The 21,623-nt window shown below is 68.9% G+C and carries 23 protein-coding genes; 12 read left to right on the top strand and 11 right to left on the bottom strand.

Features of this window, described 5'->3' with window-relative positions; translation table 11 throughout:
* Positions 1 to 113: 113 nt before the first annotated feature.
* Positions 114 to 2,450: a Tex family protein gene (locus tag Aple_RS18590; RefSeq protein WP_155345881.1), complete on the top strand. Its 2,337-nt coding sequence runs from the start codon at positions 114 to 116 to the stop codon at positions 2,448 to 2,450.
* 624 nt (positions 2,451 to 3,074) lie between these two features.
* Positions 3,075 to 4,079, top strand: a complete 1,005-nt coding sequence (locus tag Aple_RS18595; protein ID WP_155345960.1) for a DUF2278 family protein — start codon at positions 3,075 to 3,077, stop codon at positions 4,077 to 4,079.
* A 90-nt stretch (positions 4,080 to 4,169) separates the two neighbouring features.
* Here Aple_RS18595 and Aple_RS18600 read toward each other — a convergent pair whose 3' ends face one another.
* Entirely contained in the window at positions 4,170 to 5,129 is a 960-nt protein-coding gene (locus tag Aple_RS18600; RefSeq protein ID WP_155345882.1) for an SDR family oxidoreductase, read from the bottom strand.
* Between the two features lie 59 nt (positions 5,130 to 5,188).
* On the opposite strand from Aple_RS18600, the gene Aple_RS18605 reads away from it, so the two are divergent.
* Entirely contained in the window at positions 5,189 to 5,758 is a 570-nt protein-coding gene (locus tag Aple_RS18605) for a TetR/AcrR family transcriptional regulator (protein ID WP_155345883.1), read from the top strand.
* 1 nt (position 5,759) lies between these two features.
* Here the strand turns inward: Aple_RS18605 and Aple_RS18610 are convergent, their stop codons facing one another.
* On the bottom strand, positions 5,760 to 6,014 hold the full coding sequence (locus Aple_RS18610; protein ID WP_155345884.1) for a helix-turn-helix domain-containing protein: 255 nt from the start codon (positions 6,012 to 6,014) through the stop codon (positions 5,760 to 5,762).
* A 66-nt stretch (positions 6,015 to 6,080) separates the two neighbouring features.
* Here Aple_RS18610 and map point away from each other — a divergent pair, with 66 nt between their 5' ends.
* Positions 6,081 to 6,854, top strand: coding sequence for a type I methionyl aminopeptidase (map, locus tag Aple_RS18615; RefSeq protein WP_155345885.1), 774 nt, complete (start codon positions 6,081 to 6,083; stop codon positions 6,852 to 6,854).
* Here the strand turns inward: map and Aple_RS18620 are convergent.
* Positions 6,841 to 8,034, bottom strand: coding sequence for a methyltransferase family protein (locus tag Aple_RS18620; protein WP_155345886.1), 1,194 nt, complete (start codon positions 8,032 to 8,034; stop codon positions 6,841 to 6,843). The two genes, map and Aple_RS18620, sit on opposite strands and share 14 nt — an antisense overlap.
* Positions 8,031 to 8,888 (bottom strand): hypothetical protein, encoded by an 858-nt coding sequence (locus tag Aple_RS18625; RefSeq protein ID WP_155345887.1) that lies wholly within the window; start codon positions 8,886 to 8,888, stop codon positions 8,031 to 8,033. Before Aple_RS18625 ends, Aple_RS18620 begins: the two co-directional genes overlap by 4 nt.
* 77 nt (positions 8,889 to 8,965) lie before the next feature.
* Here Aple_RS18625 and Aple_RS18630 point away from each other — a divergent pair, with 77 nt between their 5' ends.
* The gene (locus Aple_RS18630; RefSeq protein WP_246264589.1) at positions 8,966 to 9,595 is read left to right on the top strand and encodes a TetR/AcrR family transcriptional regulator; all 630 of its coding nucleotides are present in this window, start codon (positions 8,966 to 8,968) and stop codon (positions 9,593 to 9,595) included.
* A complete protein-coding gene (locus Aple_RS18635; protein ID WP_155345889.1) occupies positions 9,588 to 10,199 on the top strand; it encodes an alpha/beta hydrolase in 612 nt (203 codons plus the stop codon). Before Aple_RS18630 ends, Aple_RS18635 begins: the two co-directional genes overlap by 8 nt.
* On the opposite strand, the gene Aple_RS18640 is transcribed toward Aple_RS18635, so the two are convergent.
* From Aple_RS18640 to Aple_RS18655, 4 genes are read right to left on the bottom strand one after another with little or no spacing between them, the layout of a single operon-like run.
* Positions 10,196 to 11,047: a PHP domain-containing protein gene (locus Aple_RS18640; protein WP_155345890.1), complete on the bottom strand. Its 852-nt coding sequence runs from the start codon at positions 11,045 to 11,047 to the stop codon at positions 10,196 to 10,198. The genes Aple_RS18635 and Aple_RS18640 overlap by 4 nt on opposite strands.
* Position 11,048: 1 nt before the next feature.
* The gene (locus Aple_RS18645) at positions 11,049 to 11,405 is read right to left on the bottom strand and encodes an Lsr2 dimerization domain-containing protein (protein WP_170321549.1); all 357 of its coding nucleotides are present in this window, start codon (positions 11,403 to 11,405) and stop codon (positions 11,049 to 11,051) included.
* Positions 11,406 to 11,454: 49 nt separating this feature from the next.
* A complete protein-coding gene (locus Aple_RS18650) occupies positions 11,455 to 12,546 on the bottom strand; it encodes an MBL fold metallo-hydrolase (RefSeq protein WP_155345892.1) in 1,092 nt (363 codons plus the stop codon).
* Between the two features lie 13 nt (positions 12,547 to 12,559).
* Complete coding sequence (locus Aple_RS18655; protein ID WP_155345893.1) at positions 12,560 to 13,495, bottom strand: endonuclease/exonuclease/phosphatase family protein; 936 nt, start codon at positions 13,493 to 13,495, stop codon at positions 12,560 to 12,562.
* A gap of 98 nt (positions 13,496 to 13,593) precedes the next feature.
* Between Aple_RS18655 and Aple_RS18660 the strand changes: the two genes are divergently transcribed.
* Positions 13,594 to 14,244, top strand: coding sequence for a hypothetical protein (locus Aple_RS18660; protein ID WP_155345894.1), 651 nt, complete (start codon positions 13,594 to 13,596; stop codon positions 14,242 to 14,244).
* A 7-nt stretch (positions 14,245 to 14,251) separates the two neighbouring features.
* Here the strand turns inward: Aple_RS18660 and Aple_RS18665 are convergent, their stop codons facing one another.
* Positions 14,252 to 14,821: a Uma2 family endonuclease gene (locus tag Aple_RS18665; RefSeq protein ID WP_155345895.1), complete on the bottom strand. Its 570-nt coding sequence runs from the start codon at positions 14,819 to 14,821 to the stop codon at positions 14,252 to 14,254.
* A 170-nt stretch (positions 14,822 to 14,991) separates the two neighbouring features.
* On the opposite strand from Aple_RS18665, the gene Aple_RS18670 reads away from it, so the two are divergent.
* Together Aple_RS18670 and Aple_RS18675 are read left to right on the top strand one after the other, a co-directional pair.
* Positions 14,992 to 15,327 (top strand): MmcQ/YjbR family DNA-binding protein, encoded by a 336-nt coding sequence (locus Aple_RS18670; protein ID WP_155345896.1) that lies wholly within the window; start codon positions 14,992 to 14,994, stop codon positions 15,325 to 15,327.
* A 294-nt stretch (positions 15,328 to 15,621) separates the two neighbouring features.
* Positions 15,622 to 16,059: a type II toxin-antitoxin system PemK/MazF family toxin gene (locus Aple_RS18675; protein ID WP_155345897.1), complete on the top strand. Its 438-nt coding sequence runs from the start codon at positions 15,622 to 15,624 to the stop codon at positions 16,057 to 16,059.
* A gap of 372 nt (positions 16,060 to 16,431) precedes the next feature.
* Here Aple_RS18675 and Aple_RS18680 read toward each other — a convergent pair whose 3' ends face one another.
* A complete protein-coding gene (locus Aple_RS18680; RefSeq protein ID WP_174889847.1) occupies positions 16,432 to 17,139 on the bottom strand; it encodes a CHAP domain-containing protein in 708 nt (235 codons plus the stop codon).
* 180 nt (positions 17,140 to 17,319) lie between these two features.
* Between Aple_RS18680 and Aple_RS18685 the strand changes: the two genes are divergently transcribed.
* Positions 17,320 to 18,123, top strand: coding sequence for a DUF3152 domain-containing protein (locus Aple_RS18685; RefSeq protein WP_246264591.1), 804 nt, complete (start codon positions 17,320 to 17,322; stop codon positions 18,121 to 18,123).
* The gene (locus Aple_RS18690; protein ID WP_155345899.1) at positions 18,120 to 19,208 is read left to right on the top strand and encodes a DNA glycosylase AlkZ-like family protein; all 1,089 of its coding nucleotides are present in this window, start codon (positions 18,120 to 18,122) and stop codon (positions 19,206 to 19,208) included. The genes Aple_RS18685 and Aple_RS18690 overlap by 4 nt, the downstream gene beginning before the upstream one ends.
* Before the next feature lie 372 nt (positions 19,209 to 19,580).
* On the opposite strand, the gene Aple_RS18695 is transcribed toward Aple_RS18690, so the two are convergent.
* On the bottom strand, positions 19,581 to 20,606 hold the full coding sequence (locus tag Aple_RS18695; RefSeq protein ID WP_155345900.1) for a LacI family DNA-binding transcriptional regulator: 1,026 nt from the start codon (positions 20,604 to 20,606) through the stop codon (positions 19,581 to 19,583).
* A 187-nt stretch (positions 20,607 to 20,793) separates the two neighbouring features.
* On the opposite strand from Aple_RS18695, the gene Aple_RS18700 reads away from it, so the two are divergent.
* Positions 20,794 to 21,600, top strand: coding sequence for a helix-turn-helix domain-containing protein (locus Aple_RS18700; RefSeq protein ID WP_246264593.1), 807 nt, complete (start codon positions 20,794 to 20,796; stop codon positions 21,598 to 21,600).
* Positions 21,601 to 21,623 lie beyond the last annotated feature (23 nt).

Consider the following 21,623-nt stretch of genomic DNA (forward strand, 5'->3'; position numbering starts at 1 on the left):
CTCTGATCTCGCCCCTACCTGGCCCGCCGGAGAACCCTCTCCGGCGGGCCTGTCTATTGGTCGTTGTCCACAGGGAGGCGGCGGGGGCGTGCGGGGTCGGGCAGAATAGCCGGGTGACGACTTCGATCAACCAGCGGATCGCCGAGGAGCTCGGTGTGCGGGAGCGGCAGGTGGCCGCGGCCGTGGAGCTGCTCGATGGCGGGGCGACCGTGCCGTTCATCGCGCGGTATCGCAAGGAAGCGACCGAGATGCTCGACGACGCGCAGCTGCGGTCGCTGGAGGAGCGGCTGCGCTATCTGCGGGAGCTGGAGGAGCGCCGGAGCGCGATCCTGGAGTCGATCCGGTCGCAGGGCAAGCTGGACGACGCGCTGGAAGCGCAGATCATGGCGGCCGACTCCAAGGCGCGGCTGGAGGACATCTACCTGCCCTACAAGCCGAAGCGGCGGACCAAGGCGCAGATCGCGCGGGAGGCCGGGCTCGAGCCGCTGGCCGACCAGCTGCTCGGGGATCCGGCCCTGGATCCGGCGGCCACCGCGGCCGCCTATGTCGGGGAGGCGGTGGCCGACGCGGCGGCCGCCCTCGAAGGGGCGCGGGCCATTCTCATCGAGCGGTTCGGCGAGGACGCGGACCTGATCGGCGAGCTGCGCGAGAGCATGTGGTCGCGCGGGCGGCTGCTGGCGCAGGTCAAGGAGGGCAAGGAGGAGGCCGGGGCCAAGTTCTCCGACTACTTCGCGTTCGGCGAGCCGTTCACCAAGCTGCCCTCGCATCGCATCCTGGCCATGTTCCGGGGCGAGAAGGAGGAGATCCTCTCGCTGACCCTGGAGCCGGAGGAGCCGCAGGAGGGGCCGAGCACGTTCGAGCGGCGGATCGCGCGGCGGTTCGGGATCGCGGACCAGGGCCGGGCGGCGGATCGCTGGCTGGTGGACACGGTGCGGTGGGCCTGGCGGACGCGGGTGCTCGTGCATCTGGGCATCGACCTGCGGACGCGGCTGTGGCAGGCGGCCGAGGAGGAGGCCGTGCGGGTGTTCGCGGCCAACCTGCGCGACCTGCTGCTGGCCGCTCCGGCGGGGACCCGGCCCACGATGGGGCTCGACCCCGGGTTGCGTACGGGGGTGAAGGTGGCCGTGGTCGACGCGACCGGCAAGGTGGTCGAGACCGCGACGATCTACCCGCACGAGCCGCGGCGGCAGTGGGACCAGTCGATCGCCGTGCTCGGGGCGCTCGCGCGCAAGCACGCGGTCGAGCTGATCGCGATCGGCAACGGGACCGCGTCACGGGAGACCGACAAGCTCGCGGGCGACTTGCTGAAGCTGATGCCCGGCCTGACGAAGATCGTGGTGTCGGAGGCGGGGGCTTCGGTCTATTCGGCTTCTGCGTACGCGTCGCAGGAGTTGCCCGAGCTGGACGTGTCGCTGCGGGGCGCGGTGTCGATCGCGCGGCGGCTGCAGGATCCGCTGGCCGAGCTGGTGAAGATCGATCCCAAGTCGATCGGCGTGGGGCAGTATCAGCACGATCTGTCCGAGTTGAAACTGTCGCGGTCGCTGGACGCGGTGGTGGAGGACTGCGTGAACGCGGTCGGCGTGGACGTGAACACGGCCTCAGCTCCCCTGCTGACGCGGGTGTCGGGGATCGGGTCCGGGCTGGCCGAGAACATCGTGCTGCATCGCGACGCCAACGGCCCGTTCCGGTCGCGGCGGGCGTTGAAGGACGTGGCCCGGCTGGGACCCAAGGCCTTCGAGCAGTGCGCGGGCTTCCTGCGCATCCCCGGCGGAGACGATCCGCTGGACGCCTCCAGCGTGCACCCGGAGGCGTATCCGGTGGTGCGCCGGATGCTGGCGGGCGGCGACCTCAAGTCCGTGATCGGTGACAGCGCCAAACTCAGGAAACTCAACCCCGCCGACTTCGTCGACGACACCTTCGGCCTCCCGACGGTGACCGACATCCTCAAGGAACTCGAAAAGCCCGGCCGCGACCCTCGCCCCGCCTTCAAGACGGCCACCTTCAAAGACGGCATCGACAAGATCAGCGACCTCAAGCCCGGCCTGATCCTGGAAGGCGTCGTCACCAACGTCGCCGCCTTCGGCGCGTTCGTCGACGTCGGCGTCCACCAGGACGGCTTGGTCCACGTCTCAGCCATGTCATCAAATTTCGTGAAGGATCCCCGCGACGTGGTGAAACCGGGCGACATCGTCCGCGTCAAGGTCCTCGACGTGGACATCCCCCGCAAACGCATCTCCCTGACCTTGCGCCTAGAAGACGACGCGGCAAAATCCGTGCCATCCCCGCGCGGCGAACCTCGCCAGGGCAAACCAGGCGGCAAACAACAGGGCGGCACCCAATCCCGCCAAAACCGCGGCGGCTCCAACCGCGACTCCAACTCCGGCGGCGGCTCCATGGCCGAGGCCCTCCGCCGCGCAGGCCTCAACGACCCAGGCCGACGAAACCGCTGAAACTCCGCGCTCCTAAGGACACCGGGGGTTTCAGCGGGAAAATGTCTCCCCGACGCTGACAGCTTGCCAACGGTCGAGGAACGACGGCCAACCCCGCCAGAACCGCAGCAGTTCTGGCGGCGGCTCCCTCTCCCTGGCCGAGTCCCTCCGCCGTGCAGGTCTCAACAACCCGCTGCTGCTCGTGGCGCCGGTGCGGCGAGAACCGCTACCGGCGTTAACGGCGCCGGATAACGGTGAGCAACCCGGTAAATCTGCTCATTGTGTTAGGTGCTCTTGGGGCACCCGGTTGGCGGCGCGGAATTCGCGGCTGGGTTAAGCGTGCGGGCGTGACCCTCGTTGAGGTAATTTCTCTGAGCGGTGGAGGCGAGTTCCGGCTCGGAACTGGGGTGGACTTCGCCATGGTGTCTTCCATGCGCGATGTCAGGGAGATACGTTCGCGGGGATGTTCATGTCGAGCACCTTGAACCCGGACGATGTCGCTGTGGCGAGGGCGTGGCAGGCGCAGATGATGTCTGCGTAAGGCACCTTGACCCGGGCCATATCGCCCGGTTTCGCCACGTCTTTCTATTTCATGCGCGATTCGGTTTGGAGCCTGGCTCCCTATGCTGATTGGACTTCACCCCAATGCCGTTGCGCTCCTATGGTGTACTCGCCGGTCGTCCGGTGGATCGGCGTCGTGAAGGGACCACCGACACTCCGCACTACCAGATCCATCTGCGGGATACCGCGGGCACTGACTACCGGGCCGCGGTCAATGTGCAGTCGCAGCAGGCGCCGTCCGAGTTGCTGTATCTCGCTGACGAGAACTTCACCCATCCCATGACCGGGCTGTTGCCCGCAGCCGGGAGTGGATGGACGGCGCTGGCGCCCAGCCCGGGGAAGGGAGCGCTGGACTATATCCGGGGCAACCTGTTCGATCCCGCGCTTATGCGTGCCCTGCCGCCCGAACTGCCCGGCAGCGACAACGACCTCGCGGACAAGCTCGACCACTACGTCCAGCGCGCGATCAATGACGCCGCGGCCGGGGTGTACGTGTTCGGTGAACGGTGGGGCCCGGAAGCGTCCACTCGCGACAAGGTATTCGGGTTCCTGCCGGGCAACGGGGTGCACGACGTGCACATGAACCAGGGCAACAGCGAGCGTTTCCGACGGGATGACGGTGTCTGGCAGGACGGGGGAATGCTCATCCATCTCCCTGGCGAGGGTCGGTGGATCGCGATCTTCCTGGCCTTCCAGTCCCAGGCCTGGCACACCGACGACACCACCGGTCACACCATCGGGGCCGCTCCGGCCCGGCCCACCCCGGGAGAACTGCCGTTGCGGATTGTCGCCGCGCTGGTCAACCCCGTCGGCCCTGCCCCGGAAGCGGAGACCGTCACCCTCCTCAACGCCTCGCCCGGACCGATCGGCCTCGACGGCTGGCACCTGGCCGACCAGGCCAAACGCACCCTTCCCCTGGCGGGCTCCCTCGGACCTGGCGAGACGCTCCGCCTCCCGGTGACAGCCGGTCTGCAACTGGGCAACAACGGCGGAGCCATCACCTTGCTCGACCCCGCCGGTCTCAAGGTTCACGGCGTCTCGTACACCAAGGAACAAGCCGGACGCGAAGGATGGACGCTCACCTTCTAGCAGCTTGAACGGCGTGTTGGCTGATGAGAGCGGGTCGCATTAGAAACCACGTGTTTCCGGGTGAGGGGACCGGAGTCGCTTTCCGGCTTATCAGGCATAACCCCCTTCACGGAGGCTGCGCCCGGTCTCGACTATCACGTCGTCGGTCGGGCGCGGCGTCCAGCCGAGCACTCTCACGGCCTTGGCGTTGGACAGGTGGCGAACCAGGCCGACGCTCCTGGCCAGTTCGGCCATCGACGCGTCAGTCCTGGCCGCCTTCTTGACGACCTCGTCGGGCACCACCTCGGTCGGCGTGTCGTAGCCCAGTCGCTCGCGCAGCACGGTCGCGATGTGTTCCATCGACACGGCGTCGCCGGAGGACCCCAGGAAGCGCTCCCCGGCCGCCTCCTTCGCCGTCATCGCCCGAAGGTGCAGGTCGGCGGCGTCCCGTACGTCGATCATCCCGAAGGACACCCGCGGGATGGCCGGCATCGAGCCGTTCATCAGCCCGGCCACCACATTGATCGAGCTGGCGTAGTCCGGGCCCAGCACCGGACCGAAGATGCCGACCGGGTTGACCACGGTCAGCTCCATCTCGCCGCGGTCGAACGCCCAGGCCGCCCGCTCGGCCAGCGCCTTGGACTTCACGTATGGCGCGACGTCGGCGTCGATCTCACTCCAGTCCTCCTCGGTGAAGGGCCGGTCGGTCTGCGGGTGACCGTAGCCGATGGCCGCGAACGACGAGGTGACGACTACACGCCGCACCCCCGCGTCACGGGCCGCCCGAAGCACCCGTACGGTGCCTTCCACGGCCGGGACGATCACTTCGTTCTCATCCTTCGGGGACGTGGCAGGCAGCGGTGAGGCCACGTGGAGCACGTAGTCGCAGCCCTTCACCGCCTCGTCCCAGCCGTCGTCGGACGTCAGATCGGCCACCGTCGAGGGCACGTCCCGCGGGGCCCTGCTCGCGTCGCGCACGGTGGTGCGCACGTCGTGGCCGGCCTCCAGGGCTCGCGTGATCACGCGGGTCGCCAGGAAGCCGGTTCCTCCAGTTACCAGCACGGTTTCCATGACGTCACCGTACAATAGAAAACGGGTTGTCGAAAACGCATTTTCGTTAAGGAGTGTCCATGCGCAGCCGCCTGACCGAGCAGCGTGAGCGGGAGTTGCTCGACGTCGCCCTCCGGCTCGTCCGCGAGAAGGGGTACGACAAGGTCACGATCGACGACATCGCGAACACCGCCAGGGCCAGTACGGCGACGCTCTACCGGCGGTGGGGCGGCAAGGCGCAGATGGTGATCACAGCGGTGAAGGTGAGCAAGCCCGCGCCGCCGGAGGAGATCGACACCGGCTCGTTGCGCGGCGACCTGCTAGCGATGACCAGGCGCGTGATGGTGCCCCGGCCGTTCACGGGCCTGGCCCAAGCCGTGCTGGTGGACGCCGAACTCCGGACGGCCTTTCACGGGCTCATGATCGAACCGGAGCTGGAGGTCGCGCGGCGGGCGTTGCGGCGGCATGTCGAGGCCGGGCTCATCGACCCGGGCAACCCCGTGCTCGACCTGGTCGACCGGGTGCTGATCGGGCCGCTGGTGGCCGAGGCGCTCTGGCTCGGCGAGACACCCGGCCTGGCCGAACGACTGGTCGACGACGTGCTGCTGCCGCTGCTCAAACCGGCGGCGCTTGATGGCGCTCAGCGATAAGTCAGGCGGCGTGTTGTTCCGCGCATGCCTGGGCGAGGACGTCCAGGGAGATGCCCAGGGCTTGGCCCAGGGCGGCGATGGTGAAGAAGGCCGGGGTCGGGACGCGGCCTGTTTCGATTTTGCGGAGGGTCTCCGGGGAGAGGCCCGCGGCGGCCGCGACCTCCGGCATGCTGCGCTCTCCCCTGGCTTCGCGCAGGAGGCGACCCAGGCGGTGGCCGCGTTCGTGGTCCAGTTCGGTGAGCGAAGGTCGCACCATGACAGCATCGTAGCAACCGTGATAACAATACCGGTATAACTATTGGAGTAACCGGCTGGAGGAATCATGGTCGAGCTCAAGACGAGCGGCGAGCTGGACGCCATGCGGGAGGCGGGGCGGGTCGTCGGGCGCGCGCTGGCCGCCATGAAGGCCGCGGTCGCCCCGGGCGTACGGCTGACGGAACTGAACGAGATCGCCGCCACGATCCTGGCGGAGAGTAAGGCCACGTCGGCGTTTCTGCACTACAAGCCGGACTTCGCGCCGACCCCTTTCCCGGCCGTGATCTGCGCGTCGGTGAACGACGTGATCGTGCACGGCATCCCGGACCGCTACCGGGTCCGCGAGGGCGATCTGCTGAGCATCGACTTCGGGGCGTACCTGGACGGCTGGGCGGGTGACGCCGCGTTCAGCACCGTGGTCGGCGAGGTGGCCTCCGGCCGGGACCAGCGCCTGATCGACGTGGCCTGGGAGGCGATGGAGGCGGCGTTGAAGATGGCCGTCCCCGGCAACCGGCTGGGTGACATCGAGCATGCCATCGGGCAGGTGGGCCGCGCCGCCGGATACGGCATCCCCGACGGCTTCGGCGGCCACGGCATCGGCCGCCACATGCACGAGACGCCCCCGTTCGTCCACAATGAGGGCCGCCCGGGCCGCGGCATGGTCCTGCGCCCGGGCCTCACCCTGGCCCTCGAGCCGATGTTCCTGTCCGGCGGCTCCGACCACTACTACACCGCCGGCGACGGCTGGGCCCTGCACAGCTCGGACGGCACCCGCGCCGTCCACGTCGAGCACTCGATCGCCATCACCGACGACGGCCCCCGGATCCTCACTCTTCCCTGACGGGAAGGTCACGCGGCCCTGCCCCGAACGCGTCCGCCGCAACCTGCGCGAACCACCCCACTCCGGGCAACAGCAGGAACCAGCCCGCGCATGCCCACCCCAGATGCACGTGCTGCACGGCGTTCGCGAAAGCGGCCACCCCGTCCGCGACCAGCCCGTCCCCCCGCTCGTACCGCATCCGCCGCAGCCGTCCCGGATGCCCTTCGGCGGCGGCCACCCGCAACGCCACCGGCTTCCGCCGGACCAGCCACCGCGCCAGCGCGCCGCACTCCCCGCAGGTCTCCGCCAGGTACACCACCGCCGAAGGCATTCCCGGGTACGGCCGGAGCCCGGGCACCCAAGCCCGCACCCCGTCATGCGATCGCCCGAACCGGGCTCGCAGCTGGTTGCCCTCGTGCCAGGCCGCGAGCCCCGCTCCGTACGCGAACGCGGTGGCCGCACCGGCCAGGAACCGCACGTCCACGACGGCGAGGATGAGGTAGCTCACCACGATGGACGCCTGCATCGGATTCCGGACATAAGCGTAAGGGCCGCTGGTGACCAGTCGTTCGGGGGGATCGAAGGGCAGGGGCGTACCGGATCCGGCGACGGCGAACTCGCGGACGGCCGCCACGCCGAGCAGGCAGGGCGGGGCGAGCACCTGAACGAGCAGGCTGATCGCCCACGCGGGCTGGGACCAGGCTCCGGTGATCGCGAGGGGAAGCCCGAGCATGACCGCGCCCGCCAGCAGGACCTGAGCCGCCACCCGGACCCGGAGCCGGGTCCCGGCCACCGTCCAGCGTGCGAGGAGCAGCCCCGGCACGAGGGCGACGAGAATGGCCACCGTCTCCCCGTAAAGCCAGGTGGCGTGCACGGTGACCACCGGACCGGCCTGCGGCATGAACGCGAGATCGATCCAGGCCAGGATTCCCACCACCAGCGGCAGCGGATGGCCCAAACCGATATGCGCGGGTATGGCGCCCCACAGCACCGCCCAGGCGATGAGCAGCTCGACCGGCAGTCCCCCTCCGGGGAACGACCACCAGCCGACCTCGACGGCGACGGCGTTCACCACGGTGAGCGCCACCAGGTTCCAGACGGTGGAGAGGATGATCGCGGCGATTTCCCGGCCCGCGGGCCTGACCACCAGCAGCGTGATCCAGAAGACGACGATCGGAGCGAACGTCAGCACGGCGATCATGACGCGAACGTTTTCGCCAGATACGTGGCGGCCTCGGCCACCGCGTAACGCTGCAGCGGCCCGAAATACCAGCTCGGATCGAAGGTCCGCCGATACCGGATGGTCACGTCCAGCCGCGACGGCGTCCACCGGAACTCGGCCTCGCGAAGATCGAGCCAGCGGGCGACCGTGGTGTCGGACACGGCCCCGAACACCACCATGCCGGGCCCCCGGCGAATCACCCGCAACTCCAGCGAACGCGGTTCGAGCGGCGCCCCGATCCCCAGCGACCGGCGCGGCGTGAACTCGACCAAACGGCTGTCGCCCACATCCAGCCCGCTCCCGGTCGCGCGCACCGGCTTCGGAAAGCCGAGCGCCAGGAATCGCGACTCGACCGGCCCGAACCGCGGCTCGCCCTCCAGCGCCGTCTCCACATCCCCCAGGGCCGGGACGCTGACGGTGACCTCGTTCGCCCGGGGCATCGACCCGGCCGCCGTGCCCTCCAGCGCGGCGACCAGGATCAGCGGCGCGACCAGCAGGTGCCTGCCGCGCCGGTCGGCGTGGTCCACCGCCAGGCCGATCACCAGCCCGACCAGGTAGAACAGCGGCGCCGCCATGAGCAGGCAGACGATCCCCTCGCGCAGCAGCGGCCCGGCCACGGCCAGCCCGATGGTGATGGTGACCATGATCAGGCCGGTGGCGGTGCGCGGGCGGGCGGCGAGCACGACCGTGATCGCGATGAGGCCGGGGATGCCGATGTAGAACAGCGCGGTCTGCTGCACGCCCCCGGCGTGCAACGTCACGTAGAGCAGGTACGCGGCGAACAGCCCGGCCAGCACGGCGGCCAGCGTCCGGCGCGCGGACACACGCCCCATTTATCCTCCAAGTGATTTAATCAAGTGATTAAACCGTATGATGAGAGGGAGGGAGTCTGTCAAGCGGAGGCAAAACGTTGGCAGGAAAACAGCAGGCGGGCGCCGAGACCCGGGATCGGCTGATCAAGGCGGCAGGCGAGTCGCTGCTGGCGGAGGGTTACGCGGGCACCAGCGCCCGGACCATCGCCCGCTTGGCGGGGGTGAACTCCGCCCTGGTCTTCTACCATTTCGGCGGAGTCGACCCGCTGCTGCTGGCCGCTCTGGACCGCGCGACCGACCAGCGCATGACCACCTACCGGGAGGCGGTAGCGTCGGCGCGGAACCTGGAGGAACTGGTGGAGGTGGCCACCCAGATCTATCGCACCGACCTCGCGGAGGGCCACATCACGGTCTTCTCCGAGCTGGTCGGCGCCAGCATCGCCCGTCCCGAGCTGCGCGAGGAGATCGTCAAACGCTCCGAGCCGTGGATCGACTTCGTCGAGGAGACCCTCGACCGGGTGATCGGGGGTTCCGCGCTCGCGAAACTGCTGCCGCCGCGCGACCTGGCGTACGCGGCGATCACCTTCTACCTGGGGGTCAACCTGTTCACCCACTTGGACGCCGACCGGTCCCGGACCGAGGCGCTGTTCAGCCTGGCCGCCCGGGTGGCGCCGCGGGCCCGGCTGCTGACCCTGCGGCTGCCGCGCCGGGGTGGTCGCGATGCGTGAGCCCGTCGTTCACGTCACCCCTGCCCGGGGCGCGGTCAAAGCGGTGGCGCTGGTGTTGCACGGCGGGCAGGAGGTCGGGCGCATGGCGACCAGCGCGCGGCAGCTCGCGGTGCTTCGGATGATCCCGTTCGCCTGGGCGCTGACCTGGGCGGGCGCCGATCACGGGCTGGCGGTCTGGCGGGCGCGCTACCGGGTGCGCGGCTGGAACGGCGACGACGCCTCACCGGTGGCCGACATCGTCGAGGTGCTGGACAGGCTGCGGCGGGCGCACGACGTGCCCGTCATCCTGGTCGGCCACTCCATGGGCGGCCGTACGGCGCTGCGCGTGGCCGGCGACCCGAACGTGGTCGGCGTGGCCGCGCTGGCTCCCTGGGTGCCGATCGGCGAACCCGTCGCCCAGCTGGCCGGACGCCGCGTGCTCCTCGTGCACGGATCGGCCGACCGGATCACGAAGCCCGGCGAGACCCACGCCTACGCCCGGCGCGCCCGCGAGGTCGCCACCGAGGTCCGGATGGTGGACATTCCCGGCGAAGGCCACGGGATGCTTCACCAGCCCAGGCTCTGGCACCGCCTGACCAGCGAATTCGCCCTGTCCCTGTTCTAGGCGGGTTCGGTGATCGGGGTGCGGGCCGAGGTACTCGCGAGCAGGCGTTCGTACTGGTCCGGGCTGGTCGTCTCGCAGCCGAGGCGGTGGCCGGTCAGGTCGCCGTGGTCGTCGCTGGCGCCGGTGACGATCAGGTCCAGGTCGGCGGCGAGGGCGCGGAGTTCGGCGCGGGCCTCGGGGGTGTGGTCGCGATGGTCGATCTCGATCCCGGCCAGACCGGCGTCGGCCAGCTCGGCGATCCAGTCGGCGGGCACGGTACGGCCGCGCTTGGCGGCGCGCGGGTGCGCGAGGACCGCCGCTCCCCCGGCGGCGAGCGTGAGCCGCACGGCGCGGACGGGATCGAGGGCGTAGCGGGAGACGTGGGCACGCCCGCCCGAGCCGATCCAGGCGGGGGTGAACGCCTCCGCGACGGTAGCGACGGCGCCGACCGCCAGCATGGCGCGGGCGATGTGCGGGCGGCCGATCACGCCGCCGGCGGCGATGGCCGCGACCATCTCGAGCGTGATCGGCACGCCGAGCTCGGCGATCCTGGCCACCATGGCGGCAGCCCGGTCGTCGCGGGCGGAGCGGATCAGCTCCAGTTCGGCCGCCAGCTCGGGATGGCCGGGGTCGAACAGGTAGGCCAGCATGTGGATGCTCATCCCGTCCCGGCGGCACGACAGCTCCATGCCGGGAACCAGAGTCAGCCCGTCGGGCAGGGCCTCGATCGCCTCCCGGTGACCGGCGACGCCGTCATGGTCGGTAAGGGCCAGGACATCCAGCCCAGCGGCGCGGGCACGGCGGACCACCTCGGCGGGACGCTCCGTCCCGTCCGAGGCGGTGCTGTGGGCGTGCAGATCGATCCGCACGTCAGTCGTCCTCGGGCTCCGGGTGAGCCGCGAGGAACTTGTCGATCACCTCTTCCGGGGGCGTGCCCCGGGTGGGCACGTCGATGCCCTGCTCGCGGGCCCACGCCCGGACATCGCTGTTGGTGTGCCCGCGCAACCGCGACGGCTCGACCGCCTTCCGCGCCCTGGTCGCCTGCTTGACCTCGCGGCCCCGCTCCAGTGCCAGCTCGATCAGGCTGACCGCCTCGGCCAGCCGCGCGCTGTTCGCCTCCGACAGATCGATCGCGAACGTGCGCTGCAGGAGCTGGAACTCCCGCCGGACCACATCCTCGCCTTCGGACTGATCGAGATCATCAATCAGGATGACCTTCTCCGCCACGCGCTCTCCCCCAACCAGACGTCATGTGCCCGGCAATCGTACTGGGGTTCTAGGAGATCGATTGCCACCAGCCGTCAACCAGCGGCGGCTGGTCGACCGCGACGCGCTCTCCGGGTTTGGGTACGGCCAGCCGTACGCCCCTGGCCTTGGCTTCGCGCCAGAGCCGGTCGACCGGCTCGCCCCAGGGGTGGAAGGCCAGGACGAACGTGCACCAGTGCACCGGGATCAGGAGTTTCGCCCGCAGGTCGAGATGGGCGGCGATGGCCTCTTCCGGAGTCATGTGAATGTCGGGCCAGCTCGGGCTGTACGCACCGATCTGGATGAGCGCGAGATCGAACGGGCCGTGCTTCTCGCCGATGTCGGCGTAGCCGGGGAAATAGCCGGAGTCCCCGGTGTAGAAGACGCGGCGGGTCGCGCCGGAGATCACCCAGGAGCCCCAGAGGGTGCCGTTGCGGCGGAGCCCGCGGCCGGAGAAGTGGCGGGCCTCGGTGACGGTGAGGCGCAGGCCCGCGATGGTGACCGACTCGTTCCAGTCGAGTTCGACGATCCGGAACGACGGCACGCCCCAGCGCTCCAGGTGGGCGCCGACGCCGAGGGGGACCAGGAAGGGGGCGGACTGCAGGCCGACCAGGGCGCGGATGGTGTGCATGTCGAGGTGGTCGTAGTGGTCGTGGGAGATCACGATCGCGTCGACCTGGGGGAGGGTGTCGAGGCGGGCCGGGGGCTCGTGCAGGCGGCGAGGCCCGAGATTCGTGGCCGGGGAGCAGCGGTCGCTCCACATCGGGTCGAACAGGACCCGGCGGCCCTCGATTTCGATCAGGGTGGACGCGTGGCCGTACCAGATGATGTCAAGGCTGCTCAAGGGCTTGACGGAGGGGGTCACCAGCGGGATCGGGCCGTGGGGTTTGCGCTGCTGGCGGCCTTCCATGAGGTCGCGCATGATGGGTTTGGTCTCGCCGGCGGGCGGCACTGTCGTGGGGTCCGAGTTGCGGAACGCCGTACCGTCGAATTGGGGCGAACGACGCACCCGTTCGGCTCGTTCCCCGGCGGGTTTCGCGCCCAGCGCGGCGGGAATGTCCCGCATCGCCCAAGCGGCCCCCGCCGCCACCAATCCCGCTGCCAACCACCCCGATTTGCGCATACCAAAGATGGTGTCACAAGGAGAGGGTCACGGTGATGGGGGCATGGTCGGAATCCGGCGTGTCGCGGCGCGCCGACGGGAGGTCGCCGACGGAGGGCAGGCCGTGGTCGATGATCGAGCGCACCGCCTGGACTTTGCCGAGCAGGGCGCGGCTGATCAGGATGTGGTCGATCAGTTCGCGGCGGCCGTGGTAGACCCGGGAGAAGCGTTCCGGCTCGGGGATGCGCGGCGCGAGATTCCACAGCCGCCAGGGGTCGCCGCGATCCGGCACTCGCTCGCCCGGCGTGCCGATCTCCGAACCCGGCGGGCCCAGCAGGATCTGTGTGGTGGCGGCTTCGGGCTCGTCGTTCAGGTCGCCCAGGACGATCAGTGGGCGGCTCGTGCCCTGGCCGTCCAGGATCTGGTCGGCCAGGCCGCGTAACGTGACGGCTTCCGCGGTGCGGCGCATCAGGGCGTACGCGCCGATGCGGGCGCGTTCGCCCTCGTCCCGGGGGCTGAACCGGCCGCCGGGGAAGGAGAGGAGTTTGGACTTGAGGTGGGCGGCGACCAGGGTCAGGTCGGCGCCGGCCTGGACGGCGAGGAAGCCGCGGCTGGTGTTGTTCACGGTGCCGCCGCCGTCGGTGCTCTGGACGGCTTGGAGTGGGCGCGGGAACGTGGTGACGTCGTGCAGGACGGTCAGGGGGAGCCTGCTGATGAAGCCGACCCGGATGCCGCGGGCGTCGGGGTGCTGGGAGAGTTCGACGTGCCACTCCCCTTCGAGCAGGCCGACCAGGTCCAGCAGCGCCTCCGGCTCGCCGACCTCCTGCACGCCCAGCACGTCAGGACCGATCTGCGTGATCGTCCCGGCGAGCGCTTTGAGTTTCGCCTCGTACGCGGCCTCGTCCCGGGGCCCGAACTCCCCGCCCGCCCGGTAGAGGTTCTCCAGATTCCACGTGCCGACCACGACCATGACCGCTCCCACCCCAGAGCAAATCCGGAAATATCCAGCTTTCGTGGTCCCACTATGACGGCCTTCGCGCGGCCTGGCGACAGCTACAGTGCGATGCGATGACGAATCACGAAATATCAGCCCAGTGGCTCCCTCACCCCGCCGCCCCCAACGGTGCTCTCAGCATCCCGGACACACCCGGCATCCCGGACGCCCCCAACGCCGCGGACACCTCCAAGGCCGCGGACATTCCCTACGAACCCGACGTGGCGGACGCCTCTGACGCCCCCGGCTCTTTCGACTTCCCCGCCCGCGCTTTCACCTGCGCCTGCGGCCTCGCGCTCCCCGACGAGACCTCCGCCGAACTCCACGCCATGGAGCTCAACCTCTGCACCGCCTGCTTCGGCACCACCCGCCAGGAACCGATCCCCGGCTACACCCGCCCCTGCACGGCCTGCGCCGCCACCGGCCGCCGCGGCCCCCAACTCGTCTGGGAACTCGCCCACGCCGAAGCCGAACGCGTCATCACGCTCCCCTTGATCCGCGCCCTCCTCCCCCACCGCCCCTTCCGCCTCTCCGAACTATCCGACCAGGTCCGCACCCACCTGGGCCTCCCCCCAGGCCGCCTCCCCGTCGGCCCCCGAGTCCGCGACCTCCTCCTCCACCTCCAATCCCAAGGCGAACTAGCCCTCCTCTCCGCCCCCGCCCGCCTCCTCCAAGGCACCGACGTAGTCCTCTACGACGACCCTCACTGGGTACGAACCGCCTGATCTCCGCTCAGAGCTGGGGCGCGACTTCCAGATCCGCCCAGAGCACCTCAATGGGGAAGGAAGCGGTGATGTTCACGGCGATGGGACCCATGTCACGGTGGGTCGTACCGATATGTGTGTACGGACTGTTCCGGCCCGCCAGCACATACCTATCGATCGAGACGGCCCCGATCTTGTCGAAGTCCACAATCCAGTAGTGCGCAATGCCGGCATCGGCGTAATCGCCCATCTTGTGCACACGATCACGGCGTGCCGACCAGGTTGAAAGCACCTCGACCACGATGACCACGTGTTCGGCTGCGAGTTGCTCGAACTCGGGCAGGCAACGATGAAGGATCGCATCAGGCTTGCGTGCGGTGGGAGGCACGTCCCAGAGCAAGACATCTACTTCGGTGCTGGTCTCGTAGCATTCGTCCCGGCCTGAGCGGCGCATCTCGAAAATCGCTGCCTTCTCCAATGCCGAAGACAGCCGTGTTGCCACCTTCTGATGCTCTCGACTCCGTTGCTCACGCGGAACGACGAAGCCGTCCACGATCTCAAGATCACGCTGAATGTCTGCATCGATATCAAGGAACATGTCCCATGTGATCGGCGCGTGCTGTGGTTCGTGCCACACCGTCCTACCTCCGTGGTCGACGTCCGCCGCCGCGCGATCCTATGCCAGCACCAGATACGGCTCCCGAGACAAGACCAAGCGGGGTGAGCTGGGGCGCGGAATTGTCGGTGGTGCTGGCTACGATCCCGGGCATGGTGACAGTTGATCTGATCAGGGCGGTTGCGTTGGCGCTTCCCCGGACTACGGAGCATCTGACCCGGGATCGGGTGAAGTTCCGGGTGGGGTCGATCGTCTATGTGTCTGTTTCGCCGGATGAGACGTCGATGGGATTCGGGTTTCCCAAGGAGGAACGGGCGGCCCTGATCAAGGCCGAGCCGGAGAAGTTCTTTATGCCTCGGCCCTCTGATGAGCGTTATCGGTGGGTTCAGGCCTGGTTGGCGGCGTTGGACGAGGAGGAGACCCGCGAGCTGGTGATCGAGGCATGGCGGATGTGCGTGCCCAAGAAGATCTCGGCGTTGGTGCCCTGACCGGCGGCTTGACCGGCTGACCGTTGGCAACCGTGCGTCGGTTCTCCTGGACGCGGGAGCGGGCTCGCCCACGTCGGCACCAAGGAATGGGCGCCGTCGGTTCTGCCGGACGCGGGGCCGAGGGGGACTCGTCGAGTTGTTTTCCGGTGACGTCTTGTTTCCGGTGACTTCTGTTTTCCGGTGACATCGCGCACGGTGTGGGGTGAGGCGGAGTCCAGGTGGGTGAGGCTGGGTCGATGTGGGTTCTGAGGTTGTTGTGGTGGTTGGTGTGATTCGGGTGGGTAAGGTTTGATTGTGCGTGATCTAGGTGAGGATCCCCGGCCGGCTCGGGGGGCGGTTCGTGAGGTTCATCGGGTGGATCGGATGGCCTCGCTGGAGTATTCGCCGGATTTGGATGGGATGGCGGATCCGGGAGAGATCATTTGGGCGTGGGTGCCCTACGAGGAGGATCCGGGGCGGGGGAAGGATCGGCCGCTGCTGGTCGTGGGGCGGCATGGGCGGCGGTTGCTGGGGATGATGTTGTCCAGCAAGGGCGGCGGCGGGGACGAGTGGCTGGCCCTGGGCGCGGGGACGTGGGATCGCGATGCGCGGCCGTCGTTCTTGCGGCTGGATCGCATATTCGAGCTGGATGAGGCGGGTATCCGGCGCGAGGGCGCGATTCTCGATCGAGAGCGGTTCGTCAGGGTGGCCGCTGTTCTCATGCGTACTCATGGGTGGGCGGCGGACGGATAGGGCGTTCAGCGCATATCCGCATGTCGTTAGCCGTTTCGTGGAAGGCAAGGTCCGGCGCACGGCGCTACCACAAGTGCGGAGTGCGGTCTGCGCCTTCAACGAAGGGCCGGGCAGGGGTGAGTTGGCCAGCCAAGCGGCGGGCAGAAGTCGGGCCAGCTGGCCAGTGACCCGCAGAAGGCGAACCACCCGGTCAAATGACGCGCAGAAGATGACGTGGCCGTCAAGTGACGGGCATGGGCTCGCGCGCCTGGACCGCGAGCCCATGCATGCGGAGCCAGCCTTTAAGTGACGCGCAGAGGGGTAAACCGGCCGTCAAATGACGGGCAAAAGGTGTGGTGGCCGTCGAGTGGCGGGCAGAGAGTGAGCTGCCGGTCAGGTGTTGGTGGGGGTGGGGCGTTTGCGGCGGTGGCGGCCGGTTGAGGTGGCGAAGCGGCGGACGTGGAGGCCGGTGGCTACTACGGAGGCGGCGAGGGCCAGGGCTAAGACGGCGGTGGCGATTGTGGCGGTGGGATCGAGGCCGCGGGTGGGGTTGGCGACGGCGGTGACGGCTTCGGGGCGAAGGTCGACGGTGGTGGGGGATGTGGTGAGGGTTTCGCGGACTTTGCGGGGGAGGCCGTAGCCGACGACCTTGGATTCGTCGCGGACCTTGCGCTTCAGCCAGACACGGTCGACGTTTGCCTCAATTGTGTGGATTTTTCCGTTTTCGACCTTTTCGACTATTCCGACGTGGTCTATGCCTTTGATGTCGTCGCCGCCTGACCAGTCGAAGAAAACCAGGGCGCCGGGTTCGGGCTGGTCGGTCCAGGCCTGGTGTTGTTCGAACCAGCGGGCGTGGGAGGGGGTCCACGCGAACTCGCCGACGTAGTCGCTGACGCCGGCCTTGTCGGCCGCCCAGGCGATGAACATGTCGCACCAGGGGGCGTTCCGGTATTGCGGGTCTTTGGTGAGGTCCGCGTACCAGGCGCCGAACTTGGTGTGCTGGCCGGACTTCTCCCGGTAACCAAGTTCCCCGGTGACGACGGTTAACAAGTCCTGCGTGATGGTGTCGTCGTGGGAACGTTCCAGCAACACTGCCTCCATAACCGCCCGATAACAATGGACTGTAGTTCGGAAATGTCGGACTCGTGGTGGTTTTTCGAGAAAGGTAGGTAGTCAGACTGGTGAGAAAGTACGAAACGCCAGCGTGATGGCCTAATCGTGTGATCGTTTTCCCGTATGATCAGGGTCCCCGGTGTCGGTTCGTGTGGTGGGAGAGAGCTCGTGGATCATCGTTTCCTGCTGGCGGCGGCGGGGATCGTTGTCATCGGGGTGGTCGGCGGCGCCCTACTGGCCCAATCGGGGCCGCCGGCGGAACCGGCGGTGCTGGCGAAGGCCGCCATCCCCACCAGGCTCACACCGGCTATCACACCCACGACGAAGCCGAAGCCGACGGCGAAACCGGTGCCGAAACCGACAGCGAAACCGACGGCGAAAGCGGCGAAGCCCGAGAAGCTGGTCGTGAACGGGCGGGTGCAGCCGGCCTGGGTGAAGGTGCCGCAACGGGGCAAAGGCCGCTACTCGGTCGCGGCCGGGAGCGAGAAGGCGCGCAAGGGGCGCGGGAAAGAGATCCGCTACCTGGTCGAAGTGGAGAAAGGCCTGCCGTTCGAGGCCCGGGAGTTCGCCGACGAGGTGCATCGCATCCTGAACGATCACCGCGGGTGGGGGCGGTTCAAGCGGGTGGCGTCGGGTCCCGTCCAGGTCAGGGTGGCGCTGTCCAGCCCGCGTACGACCGACGCGCTGTGCCGGCCGTTGCGCACCTTCGGCGAGCTGTCCTGCTGGAACGGCAGCCGCGCGGTGATCAACGCGATTCGCTGGGCGGAGGGGACGCCGAACTACGGGCGCGATCTCGCCTCCTACCGGGAATACCTGATCAGCCACGAGGTCGGCCACGGCCTCGGACACGGGCACGTCGGCTGTCCCGGGCCGGGAAAGCCCGCGCCCGTCATGATGCAGCAGACGAAGTCACTCGCCTCATGCAAGCCCAACCCCTGGCCCTACCCCGGACGGCTAAGGTCTGAGATATGAACGTGGATCGACTACAGGTCCTCGCCTACCGCGTCGCTGCCCAGCAGCTCGACCGCCCCGATCTCCCGCCCGCCCGCCTGGCCGTACTCGACCTGGGGGTGCAGGACACGCCGTATGGTTCGGCGCGCCTGGCGGTGTCGGCGCGGACCACGGCGGATCCGGATGACGACGCGCTCACCCTGGTCTGGTCGACCCGCGGCGCGCCGCACCTGCACCGGACGGCCGACCTGCCCGCGCTGGCGGCCGCGCTCTGGCCGGTCAGCGACGCCGACGCGACGGCGCGGATCGCCACCACGCAGATCCGCGAGGGGGCCAAACTGGGGCTGACCGCGTTCCGCGCGGCGGCCAAGGCGATGCACGAGGTGGTCACCCGGCCGATGACGAAGGGCGAGGTCAGCACGGCGGTGAGCGCCCTGGTCCCGGAGGGCGTGACCTACTGGTGCCGCGGCTGCAACGCTCAGCACATCTCGGGCGCGCTGTTCCAGCAGGTGGGCCTGGCCGGTGGCGTACGGCTCGCGCCCAAAGGTTCGGCCACCACGCTGGAACCGATTCCCGGGCGGCGTGATGTGCCCGCGCACTCGGTGGCGGCCGATTCGGTCATCACCGCCTATCTGAAGCTTCTCGGCCCCGCCACGCCCGCCGAGGCCGCCAAGTTCATGGGCACCACGCCGACCGAGGTCAAACGGATGTGGCCGAAGGACTTAGCGGAGATCCGGGTGGACGGCCGCCGCGCGTGGCTTCCCGCCGACCAGGTCGATCTGCTGCTGGACGCGATCCGCCGCCCCCGGCTCCTGCGCCTTCTGCCCCCGTCCGACCCTTACCTCCAGGCCCGTGACCGCACACTCCTCGTGCCGGACAAATCCCGTCACGCGGAGATCTGGCGCATGCTCGGCAATCCCGGGGCCGTCCTGCTGGACGGCGAGATCGCCGGGGTGTGGCGGGCCAAGACGGCGGGCAAGAACACCCTCGACGTGACCGTCACCGCGTTCGAGCCACTCCCCCAGGAACCCCTCGAAGCCGAAGCGTCGAGAATCGCCACCCTCCGCGGCGCACACAACGTCCGCATCCTGGACGCCAAAACCTAACGAAACATCTCTCCTTGGTCGCTCGCCGTTCTTCGGCGCCGATCACGCCCGCTTTAGTCCTCACCGTCCCGGCGCCAAGAAGGCCAGCCAAGTGGAGCGATGGGCAAGCTAAGCATGCGGCCGGGCCTGCCCAGAATGAGCCAGCCAATGTGGAAGCAGACGCGGTAAGCGCAAGCGCATGGCCCATCTCGCTCGGAATGAGTCAGGCGATGGCGTGGGCATCGGAAAGCTGGTCGGGAACAGGCGACGACGCGGTAAGAGCGCGGCCCAGCGCGCCCGCAAAGAGCCAGCCGATGCGGGGACAAGCGACGACGCGGCAAGTGCGTGGAGGGTTGGCTTGGGAGGAGCTGGTCGGATTGAGGGGTGGGGTGGTCAGGCGGACTGGCGGATGACCAGGTCGGGTTCGAAGATCACTGAGGTTACGCGGCGGTCGGGGTCTTCGATGTGGGCTAGTAGGAGGCGGGACATTTCGGCGGACATGTCTTCGACCGGGTGGCGGACTGTGGTGAGGGGTGGGCGGCAGGCGAGGGCGGCGCTGCTGTCGTCGAAGCCGACGACGGCGAGGTCGTGGGGGACGCGGAGGCCGCGGGACTGGGCGACGAGGAGGGCGCCCTGGGCCATCAGGTCGTTGCCGGCGAAGAGGCCGTCGATGTCGGGGTGGTCGGCGAGGAGGCGTTCCATGGCCTGTTCGCCGGATTCCTGGGTGAAATTGCCTTCGACGCTGGGGATGTAGGCGTGGCCGTGGCGGGCCATGGCCTCGCGGAAGCCGGAGAGGCGTTCCAGGCTGGCGGGGACGTCGAGCGGGCCGGAGATGGTGGCGACGCGTTCGCAGCCGCGGGCGATCAGGTGGTCGGCGGCGAGGCGGGCGCCCGCGCTGTGGGCGACGTCGACGTAGCTGATCCTGAGAGGCTGGGCGGGGCGGGCGAACAGGACGACGGGCGGGCCTGACTCGACGAGCTGGGCGGGGAGCGGATCTTCGGCGTGGGTGGAGACGAGGATGGCGCCGTCGACGTGGCCCTGGCGGAGGTAGTCGATGACCTGGGCGCGGGCGTCGGCGGCTTCGGCGAGCATGAGGACCAGGTGCACGCCCAGCGGGCGGAGGTGGCCGGAGATGCCGCTGACGACGCGGCCGAAGAAGGGGTCGGTGAAGACGCGGGCGAAGAAGTGGCCGGCGCCGGAGACGACCAGGGCGATCGAGCCGGTCTTGCCGGTGACCAGGGAGCGGGCGGCACGGTTGGGCACGTAGCCGACGGCGGCGACGGCCTGACGGACCGTTTCCTGGATTTCCGGGTCCACGTTCCGGATGCCGTTGATCACGCGGGACACGGTTGCCCGCGAGACGCCCGCGGCCCTGGCGACGTCCTCAAGAGTGGGCGAAACCAGACGATCTTCCCTCATGTGATGAACTCTAGCGCACGGAGGGAGAGCGCTCTCCAATCCCAATCCCAGCGGGGTTCTCCCACCCCCGCATCACCTACGAGCTTGAACGAGCCGCTGCCCCGGAAAGATCTGGCCGAGCGTGGTCGTTCATGTCTTCGACGAGCACGATGATGGTCGTCTGGTCTTGCAACGAGGATCGACGAGCGTGCCCCTGGGGCATGAGCTGGGCTCGATCCAGGACGATCCGGCGCGACATCGGAGGAGGACCCTGGGCATGGCCTGGAGCACGCGACAGCTCGCCGACCTCGCCGGCACCACCATCAAGACGGTGCGGCACTATCACCGAATGGGCCTGCTCGAGCTGCCCGACCGAGCGCCCAACGGGTACAAGCAGTATCAGACGACGCACTTCGTCCGGCTGCTTCAGATCAAGCGGCTGACCGAACTCGGTTTGTCGCTCGCCCAGATCCGAGCGATGGGGAGTGCCGACGAGGAGCCCGAGGAAGCCATCCGCGTGCTCGACGCCGAGCTGGCAGGCACGATCGAGCGCCTGCAACGGATCCGCGCGGAGCTGGCGGTCATCCTCAAGCACCGGGCTCCCCTGGACACCCCGGTGCCGTTCGGCCCGGTCGCTGAAGGACTGTCGGAGCGGGACCGGGCCTTGCTGACCGTGTTCTCGGGGGTGCTTAAGGACGACGCGCTCGACGACCTCCGTCAGCTAATGGCAGAGGACACCGAGGGCGATGACGAGTTCTACTACCTCCCAGAGGACGCCGACGACGCGACGATCGGGGCCATCGCGCGCCAGCTGGCCGAGTCGATCCGGCGGAGCCAGGCCCGGTTCCCCTGGATGGCGGACCCCGGCTCCGCGGCGACGCACGGCCCGGGCCTCGCCGAGGCCGCGATCGGGTCCGCTTTCGCCGAGCTGTTCAACGCCGCCCAGCTGAAGGCACTCGCTCGCGCCCAAGCGCTGATCGAGGAGACGGAGCCGTCAGGGCGACGGGAACCGTGAACCCCTTCGAGCTCCTCCAGGCT

Source organism: Acrocarpospora pleiomorpha, from assembly GCF_009687885.1.
GTDB classification, from domain to species: domain Bacteria; phylum Actinomycetota; class Actinomycetes; order Streptosporangiales; family Streptosporangiaceae; genus Acrocarpospora; species Acrocarpospora pleiomorpha.

What these genes read in the sequence shown, in the direction of transcription:
- Aple_RS18605 (WP_155345883.1), top strand. Translation starts at nt 5,189, where the DNA reads ATGCGCAGCCGCCTGACCGAGCAGCGTGAGCGGGAGTTGCTCGACGTC.
- Aple_RS18695 (WP_155345900.1), bottom strand. Translation starts at nt 20,606, where the DNA reads ATGAGGGAAGATCGTCTGGTTTCGCCCACTCTTGAGGACGTCGCCAGG.
- Aple_RS18665 (WP_155345895.1), bottom strand. Translation starts at nt 14,821, where the DNA reads ATGTTCCTTGATATCGATGCAGACATTCAGCGTGATCTTGAGATCGTG.
- Aple_RS18600 (WP_155345882.1), bottom strand. Translation starts at nt 5,129, where the DNA reads ATGGAAACCGTGCTGGTAACTGGAGGAACCGGCTTCCTGGCGACCCGC.
- Aple_RS18595 (WP_155345960.1), top strand. Translation starts at nt 3,075, where the DNA reads ATGCCGTTGCGCTCCTATGGTGTACTCGCCGGTCGTCCGGTGGATCGG.
- Aple_RS18620 (WP_155345886.1), bottom strand. Translation starts at nt 8,034, where the DNA reads ATGATCGCCGTGCTGACGTTCGCTCCGATCGTCGTCTTCTGGATCACG.
- Aple_RS18625 (WP_155345887.1), bottom strand. Translation starts at nt 8,888, where the DNA reads ATGGGGCGTGTGTCCGCGCGCCGGACGCTGGCCGCCGTGCTGGCCGGG.
- Aple_RS18680 (WP_174889847.1), bottom strand. Translation starts at nt 17,139, where the DNA reads ATGGAGGCAGTGTTGCTGGAACGTTCCCACGACGACACCATCACGCAG.
- Aple_RS18670 (WP_155345896.1), top strand. Translation starts at nt 14,992, where the DNA reads ATGGTGACAGTTGATCTGATCAGGGCGGTTGCGTTGGCGCTTCCCCGG.
- Aple_RS18635 (WP_155345889.1), top strand. Translation starts at nt 9,588, where the DNA reads ATGCGTGAGCCCGTCGTTCACGTCACCCCTGCCCGGGGCGCGGTCAAA.
- map (WP_155345885.1), top strand. Translation starts at nt 6,081, where the DNA reads ATGGTCGAGCTCAAGACGAGCGGCGAGCTGGACGCCATGCGGGAGGCG.
- Aple_RS18655 (WP_155345893.1), bottom strand. Translation starts at nt 13,495, where the DNA reads ATGGTCGTGGTCGGCACGTGGAATCTGGAGAACCTCTACCGGGCGGGC.
- Aple_RS18690 (WP_155345899.1), top strand. Translation starts at nt 18,120, where the DNA reads ATGAACGTGGATCGACTACAGGTCCTCGCCTACCGCGTCGCTGCCCAG.
- Aple_RS18610 (WP_155345884.1), bottom strand. Translation starts at nt 6,014, where the DNA reads ATGGTGCGACCTTCGCTCACCGAACTGGACCACGAACGCGGCCACCGC.
- Aple_RS18660 (WP_155345894.1), top strand. Translation starts at nt 13,594, where the DNA reads ATGACGAATCACGAAATATCAGCCCAGTGGCTCCCTCACCCCGCCGCC.
- Aple_RS18650 (WP_155345892.1), bottom strand. Translation starts at nt 12,546, where the DNA reads ATGCGCAAATCGGGGTGGTTGGCAGCGGGATTGGTGGCGGCGGGGGCC.